Here is a 15,147-nt window from a genome sequence, read left to right as displayed (position 1 = left end):
TCTACTTTGTTCCCTTCTCGGTTTCAATAATCTTCGGCTGCGCCTCCAGCCCAGCCAACCCATTCCAGCACAGGTTCGCGACATGGGTCGCCACCGCATACTTGTCGGGCGAACGCTGGTCCAGCCACCACAGGGCAGTCATGGACACTGCCCCGACAATTGCCTGCGCATGCAATTCCGCCAGCTCCGGTTCGAGACCACGGTGGCTGAACGCCTCCCCCAGCAAATAGGACACCTGGGCCGTCAAGGTGTTGAGCAGAGTCGAATAGGACTTTTCGCCGCCCGGCATATGGCCGTGCACCAGAATCACGAAGCCGTCCGTGTGGTCCTCCACGTACGTCAGCAGGGCGAGGATACCGCGCTCGATACGTTCCCTCCACCGGCCTTCCCCGATAGAAGTAACGATGGATGTCAGCAGCCGGTTCTGCTCGGCCTCGATCACCGCCAGGTACAGGCCCTCCTTGCCCCCGAAGTGCTCGTAAAGGACAGGCTTGGACACGTCCGCGCGGGACGAAATCTCTTCGACCGAGATGCCGTCGAAACCGCGTTCCGCGAAGGCAGCCCGGCCGATGCCGATAAGTTGGTCCCGGCGCTGCGAACCGGTCATACGCTGACGAGCCATGCCCATTACCTTACTTGCGGGCGCGTGCGCTACACTATCGCCTAATAATTCCCCATGGTGTAATCGGCAACACTACGGTTTTTGGTACCGTCATTCTAGGTTCGAGTCCTGGTGGGGAAGCTGTAGCCTGGCGAGAGTGGACAACCAGCAGCACAACGCCAACAGGTTCATCTGGGCCAACGGTTTGCAGGGCATCGGGGACCAGATCGTCGCCGCTAAAACCCTGCTGCCGTGGCTGTTCACGGCAGCAGGAGTCCCCGCTTTCTTTACCGGCTTACTCGTCCCGGTGCGCGAATCCGGCTCCATGCTCCCCCAGGCCGCGCTGAGCCCCTGGGTCAGCTCAAAGCCGAACCGCAAGCGCGTCTGGCTGCTGGGGTCGTGGGGTCAGGCGGTTTCCGGGGTGGGGATCGCCGTCGCCGCGGCCACGCTCGAGGGGGCCGCACTGGGCATCGGTGTCATCGCCTGTCTGGCGGCGCTGAGCGTTTTCCGCGCGCTCTGCTCCATCGCGGGCAAGGACGTGCAGGGCCGCACGATAGACAAGGGCAGGCGCGGGCTGATCACAGGGCGCGCGACCGCACTATCCGGGGCGTTCACACTTGCCGTCGGCCTGGCGCTGACCTTCCTGCCCGCCGAGGTCCCGCGCTGGCTCATTGTCGCGCTCCTGCTAGGCGGCGCCGCGACGTGGGGCCTTGCGTCGCTGGTCTTCCGGGGCATCCGTGAACCGGTGGACAACAACTACGCCACTGAAGAAGCCGGCAACTGGATCGCAGTCACGTGGAGCCTTGTGACCGGGGACAAGGAGCTGCGGGCGTTCCTCCTGGTGCGCTCGCTCATGCTGGTCACAGCCTTGTCGACCCCCTTCATCGTGGTGCTCGCGCAGGAGCAGGGGTCCGACCTGTCCAGCCTCGGCGCGTTCGTTATCGCCTCCGGCGGCGCCGCACTGCTGGGCGGACGCATCTCCGGCGTCTGGTCGGACAGATCCTCCAAACTCACCATGGCCTGGGCGGCCGCGGCCGCGTCGGTGGTCATTGTGCTGCTGGTGGTCAGCGCCAACTTGGCGTCGCCAAGCGTGAACGCGTTTGCCATGCCCGCCGGGTTCTTCGCCGTTAACCTCGCGCACACCGCGGTGCGCGTGAGCCGCAAGACATATCTGGTGGACATGGCCGACGGTGAGCGCCGCACGCTGATCACAGGCGCGTCGAACACGGTGATGGGGGTCGTACTGCTGGTGGTGGGTGCGCTCAGCTCTGCCATCGCCGTCGTCGGCACGCAGGCGGCGCTGCTGTTTCTCGCACTCATGGGCGCCGTGGGAGTGGCGGGGGCGTTCAACCTCAGGGACGTCTCCGCATAGCGTTATGCTGTGAACCATGACTGAGCAGAACCCGTGCGCCGTTGTCGTTCTCGCGGCCGGTGCTGGCACCCGCATGAAATCGACAAAGCAGAAGACGCTCCACGAGATCGGCGGGCGCAGCCTTCTGTCCCACTCCCTGCACGCGGCGGCCGCGATCGACCCGCAGCATGTCGTCGCGGTCGTCGGGCACCAGCGCGACCAGGTCTCCCCCGCCGTCGACGAAATCGCGCAACAGATGAGTATCGAGATTCTGCAGGCCGTGCAGGAGGAGCAGAACGGTACCGGCCACGCCGTGCAGTGCGGCCTGAGCGCGTTGCCTGACTTCGACGGCACCGTCGTTGTCACGAACGGCGACGTGCCGTTGCTCAAGGGGGAAACGATCAAGCGGCTTATCGACGCCCACGTTACCGCCCAGGCCGCAGTCACCGTACTCACCCTCGAGTTCGACAACCCCACCGGTTACGGCCGCATTATCCGCGACGGCGACGGCAACGTCCTGGAAATCGTCGAAGAGAAGGACGCCACTGCTGACCAGAAGCGCGTCACCGAGGTCAACTCCGGCGTCTTCGCCTTCGACGGAGCCGTGCTCCGCGACGCTTTGACGCGCATCACCTCCGACAACGCCCAGGGCGAGCTCTACATCACCGACGTCCTCGGCATCGCGCGCGCGGACGGCCGCACAGTGTCCGCTTTCACCGCGCCCGACGCTCGCGAGCTCGCCGGGGTGAACGATCGCATCCAGCTCGCCGAGGCTGGCAAGGAGCTCAACCGCCGCCTGGTGGAGCGAGCCATGCGCGGCGGCGCCACCGTCATCGACCCGGACACTACCTGGATCGGAGTCGAGGTCGAGATCGGTTCCGACGTGGTTATTCACCCCAACACCCAGCTGTGGGGATCAACCGTCATCGGCAACGGTGCCGAGGTCGGCCCCGACACCACGCTGACCGACATGGAGGTCGGACCGGGCGCGACGGTTACCCGGACCCAGGGTTCGCTCAGCGTCATCGGCGCCGACGCCCAGGTCGGCCCGTTCACTTACCTGCGCCCGGGCACCGAGCTCGGCGAGGGCGGCAAACTCGGCGGATTCGTCGAGTCGAAGAACGCCGTGATCGGCGCGGGCTCAAAGATCCCGCACCTGACCTACATCGGCGACGCCACCGTCGGGGAAAACTCCAATATCGGCTGCTCCAGCGTCTTCGCCAATTACGACGGCGTGAGGAAGCACCACACCACCATCGGCAACAACGTCCGCACCGGTTCCGACACCACCTTCGTCGCCCCGGTGACCGTTGGCGACGGCGCGTACACGGGCGCAGGTACTGTGGTCACCGACGACGTGCCCCCAGGAGCCCTGGCTATCAAGGAAGGCCGCCAGCGCAATATCGAGGGCTGGGTGGAGAAGAACCGCCCGGGCACGGAGGCAGCCCTGGCCGCCCGAGAAGTCCAGAACGCACGAGAGAAGTAAGGAATCCTCACATGACCGGATACTCCACCGAGAACCACAAGGACCTCAAGGTCTTCACCGGGCGCGCCCACACGGACCTCGCCGAGGCCGTGGCCGAAGAGCTCGGCATCGAGCTGGTTCCCACCACCGCCCGCGACTTCGCCAACGGTGAAATCTTCATCCGCTTCGAGGAGTCCGTCCGCGGCGCCGACTGCTTCGTCATGCAGTCCCACGCCCAGCCGCTGAACAAGTGGCTGATGGAGCAGCTCATCATGATCGACGCGCTCAAGCGCGGCTCGGCGAAGCGCATCACCGCGATCGTGCCGTTCTACCCCTACGCGCGCCAGGACAAGAAGCACCGCGGCCGCGAACCGATCTCCGCGCGCCTGGTCGCCGACCTGCTGGCCACCGCTGGTGCGGACCGCATCGTCTCCGTCGACTTGCACACGGACCAGATCCAGGGCTTCTTCGACGGCCCGGTCGACCACATGCACGCCATGCCCATTCTGACGGAGTACATCAAGTCCAAGTACGCGCTCGACAACCTGTGTGTGGTCTCCCCGGACGCCGGCCGCGTGAAACAGGCCGAGAAGTGGGCGAACACGCTGGGCGACGCCCCCATGGCGTTCGTGCACAAGACCCGCGACATCGACGCCGCCAACAAGGTCGTCTCCAACCGCGTGGTCGGCGACGTCGAGGGCAAAGACTGCATCCTCATGGACGACATGATCGACACCGGCGGCACCATCGCCGGCGCCGTCGGCGTGCTCAAGGATGCGGGCGCCAAGTCCGTACTCATCGCCTGCACCCACGGTGTGTTCTCCGAGCCAGCGCGCGAGCGCCTCAGCCAGTGCGGCGCCGAGGAGGTCATCACCACCGATACTCTGCCCCAGAACACCGAGGGCTGGGACAACCTTACTGTGCTATCCATCGCCCCTCTCCTGGCTCGCACGATCCGCGAAATATTCGAGAATGGCTCGGTGACCACGCTGTTCGAGGGCCAGGCCTAACCGCAGTCGGCCGCTAAGGTCGACACACCCGGTAACTCTGTCGTGGTCATGTGACGGTTGTGGCTGGCTTGCCAGTAAGCTGTGCCTCTGGTCACAACTAACACTTCGCTTGACCGGCCCGATAAGGACACTGATGAGTAACCACGACAAAACCAGAGCGCGAGAGCGCCGCCGCGCCATTTCCGCGACCACGATCGGCACCGCCATCGAATGGTACGACTTCTTCCTCTACGCTGCCGTCGCTGGCCTGGTGTTCCGGGAACTGATGTTCGGCCCCATTGGCCCCGCCGCGGCCACCATCGTATCGTTCCTCACGGTGGGGTTGTCCTTCCTCTTCCGCCCCCTCGGCGCGTTCCTCGCGGGCCACTTCGCGGACAAGGTCGGTCGCCGCACCGTGCTCATGGTCACGCTGTTGATGATGGGTGCGGCCACCACCCTCATCGGCCTGCTACCCACATACGCTGGGGCAGGGGTCGCTGCGCCGATAATGCTCGTGGTCCTGCGCATCGTGCAGGGCATTTCGGCCGGTGGCGAATGGGGTTCCGCGGTACTCCTCGCGGTGGAGCACGCGCCCCGCAACAAGCGCGGCCTGTTCGGCGCCGGGCCGCAGGTGGGCGCGCCCGCCGGTCTTCTCATGTCCTCGGCGGCGCTTGCGCTGATGAACATCATCGCCCCGGGTGACGCCTTCATGGAGTGGGGCTGGCGCGTGCCCTTCATCTTCTCCCTCGTGCTCATGTTCATCGGGTGGTGGATCCGCGTCGGGGTCGACGAGTCGCCGGTGTACGAGGAGATGGCCGCCGACCGCGCGCACGACGCGAAGAACCCGATCGGCGTTCTGTTCGCGAGGTTTAGCCCTCTGGTGCTCACCGGCGCGCTCATCTTCGCGGCGAACGGCACCGTTGGTTACATGACCACCGGCGGTTTCATCCAGAAATACGCCACCAACGAACTCGGCATGGAACGTGGGGACGTCCTGTGGGCCGTCACCGCGTCAGCGGCCGCATGGATGGTCTCAACGGCGTTCACCGGCTGGGTTTCGGATTACATCGGACGCAAGCGAAGTCTTGTCATCGGGTTCATCGTCCAGGCGGTCGGTGTCGCGCTGCTTTTCCCGATGGTCAACACCGCCGAGCTGCCCAAGCTTTACGCGGCGCTGATCTTCCTCGCCGTCGGCTTGGGCCTGACATACGGCCAGATCGGGTCCTTGTTCGCTGAGTTCTTCCCCGCCTCCATCCGTGCCTCTGGCGCGTCAATCACCTATGCCATCGGTGCGATCCTCGGTGGCGCCTTCGCACCCACCATCGCGGCATCGCTGCGGGAAGCGACCGGATCCACCGACGCGATCACGGTCTATCTCATGGCTGCGACCGTTATCGGCCTTGCTGTGTCACTGCTCATCCGCGAGCGAAACGGCATTCCGCTCGGCCATGAGCACGAGGACGTGCAGGCCTCCGGGCATTTTGTGTGGGAACCCGCACCTGTTAAAATGTAGCGGTCTCGGCGAGGGCCTTCGATGATGGCCGTTATCGACGCGATTGCGATTTCCAGACTTGATCTTCAAAGCCTGCGATCACTCGACGAGAACGTTTCCCGTTTTACGTGGTCGCAGGCTTTTCCTGTGGCCAGCACTAACCCTAGGAGTTTTTCATGGCTACCACACCCACCGTCGTCAAGGCAGAAAAGCGCGAAGAATTCGGCAAGGGCGCGTCCCGCCGCCTGCGCCGCGACGGCAAGGTCCCCGGCGTCCTCTACGAATCCGGCATCGAGAACGTGCATTTCGCCGTCGACCGCATCGAGATCACTGCGCTCGTGCGCAACGACGGCTCCAATGCCATCCTCGAGCTCGATGTCGACGGCGAAAAGCTGCTCTGCATGGTCAAGAACATCGACCAGAACGTCATCACTCTCGACATCGACCACATCGACCTGCTGGGCGTCAAGCGCGGCGAAAAGGTCACGGTCGAGGTCCCGGTTGTCACCGAGGGCGAGGCCGTCGAGGACGCCGTGGTCCTGCAGGAGGTTGACGTCCTCGAGATCGAGGTCGACGCCCTGAATATCCCGGACGAGATCGTCGTCAACATCGAGGGCAAGGAAATCGGCGAGCAGGTCGTCGCCGGCGATGTGACCCTGCCAGCCGGCGCCGCGCTCACCTCCGACCCGGAGGCGCTCGTTGTCAACGTCACGTTCTTCCAGGAGGACGAGGAGCTCGAGGCCGCTGCAGCCGAGGCCGAGGAGGGCGGTGCTGAGGCAGGCGCCGACTCCAGCGACGCTGACGCCGACAACGCCAAGGACGTCGAGATCGCCGACGGCGGCGAGGGCGACGAGGGCGCTTCCGAGTAGTCTCTCTTATGTGACTGCTCTCATTGTCGGGCTGGGCAACCCTGGCCCTTCCTACGCCGCGACCCGCCATAACGCGGGCGTGGTCGTCCTCGACGAGCTCCTGGACAGGGAGGGTGCGCGCCTGAGTGTGCACAAGAAAACAAACACCGAGGTCGCCGAACTCAGCGGTGGCCGGGTGCTGGCCCGCACGCGCGGGTACATGAATGTCTCCGGCGGGCCCGTCAAGGCGCTCGCCGGTTACTACAAGGTCTCCCCGAGCGAGATCTACGTGCTTTACGACGAGCTTGACCTCCCCTTCGGCGAGGTCAAGCTGCGCGCTGGCGGCGGCGACCACGGCCATAACGGCCTGAAATCGGTCTCCGCTTCGCTGGGCACGCGCGACTACAACAAGCTGGCCGTGGGTATTGGCCGCCCGCCCGGGCGCATGGCTCCGGCGGACTACGTGCTCAAGCCGTTTTCCAAGAAAGAAGCCGAAGAGCTGCCGATTGTGGCCGCCGACGCGGTCGACCTGCTTATGCTTGATCTATGAGACTCGCAACGTTGCGCTCCGCCCCCGCGACAGTAGCCGTTCGTATCGTCGATGACTCGAACGCCGTGGTGATCCCGGGATTCAGTGATGTGGGTGACTTACTGCGCGACCCGGGTTGGCGGGAGCTTGCACTCGTCGAGGGCGACGCCGTGAGTTTCGTGCCGACAGAGCTTGGCCCCGTGGTTCCGCGTCCCGAGAAGATTATCTGCGTGGGCCTGAACTACGCCGCGCACATAGCCGAGATGGGCCACGATCGCCCCGACGTTCCCACGCTCTTCGTCAAATTCGCCGACGCGCTGATCGGACCTAACGACGATGTCGAGGTTGCCGCAGCCAATGCCGAGACCCTCGACTTCGAGGGGGAGCTGGCGGTGGTGATCGGGAAGCGAGCCCACAACGTCAACGAGGCCGACGCAGCAGGCCACATTGCCGGTTACGCGGTCATCAACGATTACACCCAGCGCCACTTCCAGAAGCGCACCCAGCAATGGCACCAGGGCAAGTCACTGGAGAACACCGCCGGCTTCGGCCCGTGGCTGGACACCGAGTGGGTCCCCGGTCCCGAGCTGGAAACGCGCCTGAACGGGGAGGTCATGCAGTCCGCCCCCACTGATGACCTGGTGTTCAGCCCGGAGCACCTCATCGCCTTCATCTCCCGGCTTTACCCGCTCAACCCCGGCGATGTGATCGCCACCGGCACCCCGGCTGGTGTGCTCCACGCACGGGAGCCCAAGCGGTACCTGCGCGACGGCGATACGGTCCGCGTCGGTATCGCCGGCCTCGGCGTAATTGATAACACCACGCGCGTGATCTAGGGCGTGAGCGCTTTTTCGATCTCGGCCGCAGGTGCTTCGAGGATGGCGTCGAAGTTCTCCCCCGCCAGGCAATAAGGGTTTTCCGGCACCATCGGTTTCAGGTACGGGTAGACCGGCGGCATGTCCGGGTTCGCGCGGGTGAATTCCGTTTCCACCCCACGCGCCCAGCGCCCCGAGAACGCCCGGCTGAGCACGGTGCGCCCGCCCGCCTTGAGCATGTCGCGGTTCTTCGCGCTTGTGCCGGCCTCGTCGGCAAGCAGGAAGGCGGTGCCACACGCAACGGAGGCTGCGCCGCGACCGAGCAGCTTCGAAACGTCACCCGCGCAGCGCACACCTCCGGCCGCGATCATCGGAAGGCCGATCGGACCGACCGACTCCAGCAGATCTGTGAGGCTGCGCGTGTCGGGGGTGAGCTCAGGGGACCACGTGCCACGGTGCCCACCTGCCTGCGGTCCCTGCACGACAAGGGCGTCCGCGCCACGTTCTGCGGCCACACGCGCATCGGTCTCGTTGGTTACCGTTACCCAGGCGCTCGCACCGCACTCGTGGATGGCGTCGATCTCCCCGGGGGTGAAGCATCCGAACATTGACGACACAACGGAGGGACGCGCTCGCAAGGTGAGGCGGAGCTTTTCCGCGAAACCGCTCGTCAAATCCACGGCGGGCACGTCGGCGCGCAAATCCGAGGCGACGGAGGACACGAGTTCCGGAGAGGGTTCGAATTGTTGCGGGTAAAAGAGATTCACTCCGAAGGGGCCCTCCACCTCGTCCAGCTGGGCGCGTGCCTCGTTGACGGAGCAAGTACCGAAAGCGAGAAATCCGAAACTGACGGCGTTAACGAGGGCGGGGGTGCTCGGCCCGCCCGCCATTGGCGCGGCGATGACTGGTGGGAAATCCATACTCCCCTTCTACCGGATCCTGACGTTCAAACACTGTGGCGCGGGTTTGGGGGGTCTGCTCGTCCGGCGCACTACATTGGGAAGGCGTGCTGAGCTTTCTGAAAAACCTGTTCACCCGCCCCGCTAACCCCACCGGCTCTGCGGAGTGGCTCGTCGTCGGCTTAGGGAACCCGGGGCCGGAATACGCCGCGACACGGCACAACGTCGGCTACATGGTTGTCGACGAGCTCTCAAACGACAAGCTTCAGGGCGTCGCCTTGATGAAACCGTCGACCTACATGAACTCCTCGGGAGAGGATGTCGCACCTGCCGCGAAAAGGCTGGACGTCGCGCCGGAGCGGATTATCGTGTGTCACGACGAGCTGGACCTGCCCCGGGGCGCGGTGAAGCTGAAGCTGGGCGGCAACGAAAACGGCCACAACGGGCTGAAGTCGCTCACAGACCACTTGGGCACGCGCGATTACCTGCGGGTGCGCATCGGCATCGGCCGCCCGCCGGCGGGCACCACAGTGCCCGACTACGTGCTCTCGCCGGTCGAGGGTGATATCTCGGAGCAGATCAGGCTAGCCGCCGAGGCGGTGCGCCTGATTGTGGCCGAGGGCTTGGCCAGAGCCCAGCACGAGATTCACTCGCGCTAGCGGGCGAGCATCGCCTCAAGGTCGGCGAGCACTGCGGTGAGGCTGTCGGCCTGAAAGGACGCCGGCTCGAAGCGGCCGTCCGGGAACTCAGTCATGATGGAGACGGCAACCTGGTTGCGCACATTCGGCATCTGGAAGTTCGCGGTGATCTGCCGCCAGTGCTCCACGGCCCGCACGCCACCCGCGGCGCCGTAACCGACGAAGGCGACGGGCTTGCCGTACCACTCGGTGCCGAGCGTGTCGACGGCGTTTTTCAACGGAGCCGGGACCGAATGGTTGTACTCGGGGGTGACGAAGACGAAGGCCTCGCAGGCGTCGATGGCTTCGGACCACCGGGTCACCTCGGGCGAGTCGTAGTTCTTGCCGGCCATCATCGGCAGCGTCTCGTCATCGTAGAGGGGAAGGTTGAAGTCCTTGAGGTCGAGCAGGCGGTAGTCGAAGCCCTCGCGCTGCTGCGCGGCCTCGTTCACCCAGTGGGCGACGGCCTCGCCGGCGCGGCCGACGCGGGTGGATCCGAGAATGATGCCGATGGTCATGAAACCTCCTTTGTTGATGCATCTACAATTATCGGGTTCCACTATACACAGACTATCGTGGGGCAACTATGAGCACTCTTTCCGAGGCCGCGCGCCGCCGCACCTTCGCCGTCATCGCCCACCCCGACGCCGGCAAGTCCACCCTCACCGAGGCGCTCGCGCTCCACGCGCACGTCATCTCCGAAGCCGGCGCCGTCCACGGTAAGGGCAACCGCAAGGCCACCGTCTCAGACTGGATGGAGATGGAGAAGGACCGTGGCATCTCCATCGCCTCGTCCGCACTGCAATTCGAGTACCTCCCGGAGAACACCAGCGCCGTCGAGCCCTACGTAATCAACCTCGTTGACACGCCAGGCCACGCCGACTTTTCCGAGGACACTTACCGCGTGCTCTCCGCCGTCGACGCCGCCGTCATGCTCATCGACGCCGCCAAGGGCCTCGAGCCGCAGACCCTGAAACTCTTCCGCGTCTGCAAGGCCCGCGGCCTGCCGATTGTCACCGTGATCAACAAGTGGGACCGCGTCGGCCGCGAGCCGCTCGAACTTATCGACGAAATCGTGACCGAAATCGACCTCCAGCCCACCCCCCTGTACTGGCCCGTCGGCGAGGCCGGCGACTTCCGCGGTCTCGCCCATATCAACGGCGACGGTGAAGCCGACAACTACATCCACTTCACCCGCACCGCCGGCGGCTCCACCATCGCCCCCGAGGAGCACTACTCCCCCGGCGACGCGCGGGCCAAGGAAGAGGACGCCTGGGAGACCGCCGTGGAGGAGGCCGAGCTACTCGCCGCGGACGGCGCAGTGCACAACCAGGAGCTCTTCGAACAGTGCGTCACCTCGCCCGTGATCTTCGCCTCCGCCATGCTCAACTTCGGCGTGCACCAGATCCTGGACACTCTGTGCGCCATCGCCCCGGCACCCGCGCCGAGGGAGTCGGATCCGCGGGCGGTGGAGGCGTCGACAAGCGCGATGGATGATACGCGCCCGCTCGACGGTGACTTCTCCGGTGTGGTGTTCAAGGTCCAGGCCGGCATGGACAAAAACCACCGCGACACGCTCGCCTTCATGCGCGTCGTCTCCGGCGAGTTCGACCGCGGCATGCAGGTCACCCACGCGCAATCCGGCCGCAGCTTCTCCACCAAGTACGCGCTGACGGTGTTCGGCCGCACCCGCGACACCGTGGAGACCGCCTACCCGGGTGACATCATCGGCCTGGTCAACGCGGGGTCGCTGGCGCCGGGTGACACCATCTACGAGGGCCGGAAGGTGCAATTCCCGCCCATGCCGCAGTTCGCGCCGGAGCACTTCCGCACTTTGCGGGCTAAGTCGCTGGGCAAATACAAGCAGTTCCGCAAGGCACTCGAGCAGCTCGACGCCGAGGGCGTGGTCCAGATCCTGCGCAACGACCTGCGCGGCGACGCTGCACCGGTCATGGCGGCAGTCGGCCCGATGCAGTTCGAGGTCATGCAGGCGCGCATGGACAACGAGTACAACGTGGAAACGGTCACCGAGCCGGTCCCCTACTCCGTGGCGCGGCGCACCGACGCCGAGTCCGCGGTGGAGCTGGGCCGTCAGCGCGGCGTCGAGGTGTTCACGCGCACGGACGGCGAGCTCATCGCCCTCTTCGGTGACAAGTGGAAGCTCGCCTTCGTGGAGAAGGAGCACCCGGAGCTGACGATGGATCCGCTGGTGGCTGACTAACTACTTGCCGATCTTGTAGAGCGACTCGAGCGTCTTCTGCGCCCGTTCGCACTGCTTGCCCACCGGCATCTCCGCGCGAGTGTCCACGACGTTGACGCTCAAGATCCCGCTGGTGGTGTCCACGAAGGCCCCGCACATCGGCGGCTGGCCGCCGTACTGACCCAGGTACAGATTGGGCACGCTTGTCGACGCCTTGAGCTCCGTAATCCTCAGGCTCTCGTCGAACTCGCCCACGGTAGCCCGACTGCCAGCGATGGAGGTGACCACGTACGCAACCGCCGAGTCCCCGCCCTTGATCATCGGGCAGGACAGCGTGGTCTGCGTCTGATCGACGTCGCCGGCGACCTCGAGGTCCAGCTTCTTCAACTCCGCGGACGTCAAAGACTCGCACGCGTTAAACAGCTCCGCCTCCCCCTCCAGCGGCCCCAGCTCGTACTTCCCCGCCGAGAAGGTGAACGCGTCGTCTTTCTCGACTGGGTCGTCGGGCTCGAATGGGGGCACGGTCGTTGTCGAGGTGACGGTGGAGGTGACCTCCTCAACCACTGGCTCGGGAGCTTCGCTCGCGCAGCCCGCCACGATCAGCGAGGCAGACGCGAGGGTGAGTGTCAGGGGGATTCTCATGTGAGGAAGTCTATCCACGCGCCCCACTCCCGCTCCACCTGTTTCGCGCCGGCGAGGTAGTTGGCGTTGAGCCGCTCCAGGCGGCGCTCCGTGGATTCGGCGCGCATGTCGTCCGGAAACAGCACGACTGCGTTACCGGCTTCCTCCGCGTCGAGAACCGCCTGTTTGGCGGAGTTGTAGCGCCGGGAACGCACCTCGAGCGCGTCGGCGATGGCGGGGTGCTTTCGGAAGAAGCGGCGCACCGCGGAGACCTGCGTGATCGGCTTCTTCCAATAATCGCGCGGACGCGTGCCGAGGACGACGAATTTCTCGTAACCGGCGCGCCGCGCGGCGGCGATGAGCAGGCCCCCGGATTCGCCGAGTGCCCCATCGACGTAGGGGATGTCGTCGATAAGCGTGATGGGCATGGCTTTGGGCACGGTGGACGACGCCCGGGTAGCCAGGCGCAACAGGTCCGCGTCCGCGAGGAAATCTCCACGGGTCCAGCGCACCGTCTGCCCGGTGTCGGCGCGCATCGCCTCGATGTGCAGCTCGACACCGCTCGCCTCGAACGCGGGAAAGTCGAAGGGCAAAAGGCCGTGGGAATCCCCGTAGATGAAATCCGAGTTGAAGTAGCCCTGGCCCCGCACCAGTTTGAGCCATCCGCCGAACTTCGGGTGTGTGGCGAAATCTGTGAACACCGCCTTGGCGCGCTCGGCATCACTGGATGCGTAGTTGCCGGCGTGGACCGCGCCCGCGGACACTCCGCCGACCCAGCCGAAGCGCACGTCTTCCTCAATAAAGCGCACGATCGCGGGCGCTGTGTAGGAGTTGCGCATGCCCCCACCCTCGACGATCAGCGCGGTGTCTCGGGCATCGATCACGCGAGGAATTCCCTCCACTGCGGCCACTCGCGCTCCACCTGCTCCTCACCAGCGGCGTAGTTGGCGTTGAGCTTTGCCACGTTGCGCTCCGTGGACTCAACCATCATGTTCTCCGGGAAGAAAATGTACGCCTGTCCAGCTTGCTCGAGATCGAGCATTGTCTGTTTTGCAGCGTTGTACAGCTCCGGGCGGCCGAGCACCGCCTCCGCCACGGCGGGGTGCCGGCGAAACACCCGCTTGATCACACCTGGCCGGGAGGGCACGGGCTTGGTGTAGTCGCGCGGGCGGGTGGCCAGGACGAGAAATTTCTCGTACCCGGCGCGCTGCGCGGCGTCGATAAGTAACCCACCTGAGGAGCCGAGTGCCCCGTCGACGTAGGGCACGCCGTCGATAAGCGTGATGGGCATGATGACTGGCAGCGTGGAAGATGCGCGGACGGCCAAGGTGATGGAATCAACCTCGGCGAGATCCGCTCGGTTCCACACCACCGTCTCACCCGTGTCCGCGCGAGTCGCCTCGATGTGGATCTCCTCCGTCGTCGACGCGAACGTGTCGAAGTCCAGCGGCCGGACCTGCGCCGATCCCTCGTAAATGAAATCGGAGTTGAGCAATCCCGTGCCGCGGACAAACGAGCGCCACCCCCCGAATTCCGGGTGGGTGGCGAGGTCGGTAAACGCCCACTTCGCCCTCTCCGCGTCGCGGGAGGCGAAACTGAGCGTGTGGGTGGAGCCAGCGGACACGCCCCCGACCCAGCCGAATTGCACCTTTTGCTCAATCAGCTTGACAATGGCGGGGGCGGTGTACGAGTTGCGCATACCGCCCCCTTCAATGATGAGGGCGGTATCGCGGGCGTCGATCATGCTCCCCAGATTACGGGGTGAGCGCGCCGCCCGTCACAGCGAGCGTCTCGCCGGACACATAGGACGCGTCCTCCGAGGCGAGGAACACGTACGCGCCCGCGAGCTCGGCGGGCTGACCGGCGCGGCCCATCTCGGACTCCTGGCCGAACTGCACCAGCTTCTCCATCGGCTGGCCGTGTGACGGCTGCAGCGGGGTCCAGATCGGGCCCGGGGCGACGGCGTTGACGCGAATGCCCTTGTCGCTGAGAAGCGCCATAGACAGGCCCTTCGACATATTGTTCATCGCCGCCTTCGTCACGGCGTAGTGCACCAGGGTGTCCGAGGGGTCGTACGCCTGGATCGAGGAGGAGAAGATAATCGCGCTGCCCGGCTCCATATGCGGCACCGCGGCCTGCACCAGGTAGAAGGGGGCATAGATGTTGGTCTTCATCGTCTTGTCCCACTCCTCCTCAGAGATATCGAGGAAGTTGTCGTGGGAGATCTGGCGACCGGCGTTGTTGACCAAAATGTCGATGCCACCGAGCTCGCTCACGGCTTTCTCCACGGTATCGAAACATGCCTGGCGGTTCTCCAGGTTGCCCGGGATGGCAACGGCCTTACGACCCGCGTCCTCGATGAGGCCGACGATGACCTTCGCGTCCTCCTCCTCTGCCGGGAGGTAGGCAATCGCCACGTCCGCGCCCTCTCGGGCGTAGGCGATGGCAACGGCGGCACCGATGCCAGAGTCGCCGCCGGTGATCAGGGCCTTGCGGCCTTCGAGCTTGCCGGAGCCCTTGTACGACTCCTCACCGCGGTCGGCCTTGGGAGTCATTTCGGCATCGAGGCCGGGGTTCTCCTGGGACTGTTCCGGCGGGGAGATAACGGGGTACTTTTTGCGGGGATCAGTAAGTGTCATGAGGCCGAGGGTACGCGTAAA

The 15,147-nt window shown here is 65.2% G+C and carries 16 protein-coding genes; 9 read left to right on the top strand and 7 right to left on the bottom strand.

Annotated elements, in window-relative coordinates:
• Nucleotide 1 precedes the first annotated feature (1 nt).
• A complete protein-coding gene (locus tag G7Y29_RS03550) occupies nt 2-622 on the bottom strand; it encodes a TetR/AcrR family transcriptional regulator (RefSeq protein WP_165002017.1) in 621 nt (206 codons plus the stop codon).
• Between the two features lie 136 nt (nt 623-758).
• Here G7Y29_RS03550 and G7Y29_RS03545 point away from each other — a divergent pair, with 136 nt between their 5' ends.
• The 7 genes from G7Y29_RS03545 to G7Y29_RS03515 all read left to right on the top strand — a co-directional run bounded on the left by G7Y29_RS03545 (nt 759) and on the right by G7Y29_RS03515 (nt 8,111).
• Entirely contained in the window at nt 759-1,973 is a 1,215-nt protein-coding gene (locus tag G7Y29_RS03545) for an MFS transporter (RefSeq protein WP_165002016.1), read from the top strand.
• 16 nt (nt 1,974-1,989) lie between these two features.
• A complete protein-coding gene (glmU, locus tag G7Y29_RS03540) occupies nt 1,990-3,438 on the top strand; it encodes a bifunctional UDP-N-acetylglucosamine diphosphorylase/glucosamine-1-phosphate N-acetyltransferase GlmU (protein WP_165002015.1) in 1,449 nt (482 codons plus the stop codon).
• A gap of 11 nt (nt 3,439-3,449) precedes the next feature.
• Nucleotides 3,450-4,427: a ribose-phosphate diphosphokinase gene (locus G7Y29_RS03535; protein ID WP_165002014.1), complete on the top strand. Its 978-nt coding sequence runs from the start codon at nt 3,450-3,452 to the stop codon at nt 4,425-4,427.
• Nucleotides 4,428-4,560: 133 nt separating this feature from the next.
• The gene (locus G7Y29_RS03530) at nt 4,561-5,919 is read left to right on the top strand and encodes an MFS transporter (protein WP_165002013.1); all 1,359 of its coding nucleotides are present in this window, start codon (nt 4,561-4,563) and stop codon (nt 5,917-5,919) included.
• A 155-nt stretch (nt 5,920-6,074) separates the two neighbouring features.
• Nucleotides 6,075-6,767 carry a 50S ribosomal protein L25/general stress protein Ctc gene (locus G7Y29_RS03525; protein ID WP_165002012.1) on the top strand — a complete coding sequence of 231 codons (693 nt, stop codon included), beginning with the start codon at nt 6,075-6,077 and terminating at the stop codon, nt 6,765-6,767.
• A 10-nt stretch (nt 6,768-6,777) separates the two neighbouring features.
• On the top strand, nt 6,778-7,296 hold the full coding sequence (pth, locus tag G7Y29_RS03520) for an aminoacyl-tRNA hydrolase (protein ID WP_165002011.1): 519 nt from the start codon (nt 6,778-6,780) through the stop codon (nt 7,294-7,296).
• The gene (locus G7Y29_RS03515; RefSeq protein ID WP_165002010.1) at nt 7,293-8,111 is read left to right on the top strand and encodes a fumarylacetoacetate hydrolase family protein; all 819 of its coding nucleotides are present in this window, start codon (nt 7,293-7,295) and stop codon (nt 8,109-8,111) included. The genes pth (G7Y29_RS03520) and G7Y29_RS03515 overlap by 4 nt, the downstream gene beginning before the upstream one ends.
• On the opposite strand, the gene G7Y29_RS03510 is transcribed toward G7Y29_RS03515, so the two are convergent.
• Nucleotides 8,108-9,010: an NAD(P)H-dependent flavin oxidoreductase gene (locus G7Y29_RS03510; RefSeq protein WP_165002009.1), complete on the bottom strand. Its 903-nt coding sequence runs from the start codon at nt 9,008-9,010 to the stop codon at nt 8,108-8,110. The genes G7Y29_RS03515 and G7Y29_RS03510 overlap by 4 nt on opposite strands.
• Nucleotides 9,011-9,096: 86 nt before the next feature.
• Here G7Y29_RS03510 and pth (G7Y29_RS03505) point away from each other — a divergent pair, with 86 nt between their 5' ends.
• Nucleotides 9,097-9,648, top strand: a complete 552-nt coding sequence (gene pth / locus G7Y29_RS03505) for an aminoacyl-tRNA hydrolase (protein WP_165002008.1) — start codon at nt 9,097-9,099, stop codon at nt 9,646-9,648.
• On the opposite strand, the gene G7Y29_RS03500 is transcribed toward pth (G7Y29_RS03505), so the two are convergent.
• Nucleotides 9,645-10,184, bottom strand: coding sequence for an NADPH-dependent FMN reductase (locus G7Y29_RS03500; RefSeq protein WP_165002007.1), 540 nt, complete (start codon nt 10,182-10,184; stop codon nt 9,645-9,647). The two genes, pth (G7Y29_RS03505) and G7Y29_RS03500, sit on opposite strands and share 4 nt — an antisense overlap.
• A gap of 68 nt (nt 10,185-10,252) precedes the next feature.
• Here G7Y29_RS03500 and G7Y29_RS03495 point away from each other — a divergent pair, with 68 nt between their 5' ends.
• Nucleotides 10,253-11,887, top strand: a complete 1,635-nt coding sequence (locus tag G7Y29_RS03495) for a peptide chain release factor 3 (RefSeq protein WP_165002006.1) — start codon at nt 10,253-10,255, stop codon at nt 11,885-11,887.
• Here the strand turns inward: G7Y29_RS03495 and G7Y29_RS03490 are convergent, their stop codons facing one another.
• The 4 genes from G7Y29_RS03490 to G7Y29_RS03475 are packed head-to-tail and all read right to left on the bottom strand — an operon-like array spanning nt 11,888 to nt 15,126.
• Nucleotides 11,888-12,508: a DUF3558 family protein gene (locus G7Y29_RS03490; RefSeq protein WP_165002005.1), complete on the bottom strand. Its 621-nt coding sequence runs from the start codon at nt 12,506-12,508 to the stop codon at nt 11,888-11,890. It abuts the gene before it with no gap.
• The gene (locus tag G7Y29_RS03485; RefSeq protein ID WP_249399796.1) at nt 12,505-13,371 is read right to left on the bottom strand and encodes a patatin-like phospholipase family protein; all 867 of its coding nucleotides are present in this window, start codon (nt 13,369-13,371) and stop codon (nt 12,505-12,507) included. The genes G7Y29_RS03490 and G7Y29_RS03485 overlap by 4 nt, the downstream gene beginning before the upstream one ends.
• The gene (locus G7Y29_RS03480; RefSeq protein ID WP_165002003.1) at nt 13,368-14,231 is read right to left on the bottom strand and encodes a patatin-like phospholipase family protein; all 864 of its coding nucleotides are present in this window, start codon (nt 14,229-14,231) and stop codon (nt 13,368-13,370) included. Before G7Y29_RS03480 ends, G7Y29_RS03485 begins: the two co-directional genes overlap by 4 nt.
• Before the next feature lie 10 nt (nt 14,232-14,241).
• A complete protein-coding gene (locus G7Y29_RS03475) occupies nt 14,242-15,126 on the bottom strand; it encodes an SDR family oxidoreductase (protein ID WP_165002002.1) in 885 nt (294 codons plus the stop codon).
• Nucleotides 15,127-15,147 lie beyond the last annotated feature (21 nt).

The sequence above is a fragment of the Corynebacterium qintianiae genome (assembly GCF_011038645.2).
In the GTDB taxonomy this organism is placed as follows: Bacteria; Actinomycetota; Actinomycetes; order Mycobacteriales; family Mycobacteriaceae; genus Corynebacterium; species Corynebacterium qintianiae.
The sequence above is the reverse complement of the archived record's forward strand: the minus strand, read 5'-3'. Positions and strand labels throughout refer to the sequence as shown.

Coding starts and splice junctions, on each gene's coding strand:
- G7Y29_RS03550 (WP_165002017.1), bottom strand. CDS start 622: ATGGCTCGTCAGCGTATGACCGGTTCGCAGCGCCGGGACCAACTTATC.
- glmU (WP_165002015.1), top strand. CDS start 1,990: ATGACTGAGCAGAACCCGTGCGCCGTTGTCGTTCTCGCGGCCGGTGCT.
- G7Y29_RS03535 (WP_165002014.1), top strand. CDS start 3,450: ATGACCGGATACTCCACCGAGAACCACAAGGACCTCAAGGTCTTCACC.
- G7Y29_RS03530 (WP_165002013.1), top strand. CDS start 4,561: ATGAGTAACCACGACAAAACCAGAGCGCGAGAGCGCCGCCGCGCCATT.
- G7Y29_RS03525 (WP_165002012.1), top strand. CDS start 6,075: ATGGCTACCACACCCACCGTCGTCAAGGCAGAAAAGCGCGAAGAATTC.
- G7Y29_RS03515 (WP_165002010.1), top strand. CDS start 7,293: ATGAGACTCGCAACGTTGCGCTCCGCCCCCGCGACAGTAGCCGTTCGT.
- G7Y29_RS03510 (WP_165002009.1), bottom strand. CDS start 9,010: ATGGATTTCCCACCAGTCATCGCCGCGCCAATGGCGGGCGGGCCGAGC.
- G7Y29_RS03500 (WP_165002007.1), bottom strand. CDS start 10,184: ATGACCATCGGCATCATTCTCGGATCCACCCGCGTCGGCCGCGCCGGC.
- G7Y29_RS03495 (WP_165002006.1), top strand. CDS start 10,253: ATGAGCACTCTTTCCGAGGCCGCGCGCCGCCGCACCTTCGCCGTCATC.
- G7Y29_RS03490 (WP_165002005.1), bottom strand. CDS start 12,508: ATGAGAATCCCCCTGACACTCACCCTCGCGTCTGCCTCGCTGATCGTG.
- G7Y29_RS03480 (WP_165002003.1), bottom strand. CDS start 14,231: ATGATCGACGCCCGCGATACCGCCCTCATCATTGAAGGGGGCGGTATG.
- G7Y29_RS03475 (WP_165002002.1), bottom strand. CDS start 15,126: ATGACACTTACTGATCCCCGCAAAAAGTACCCCGTTATCTCCCCGCCG.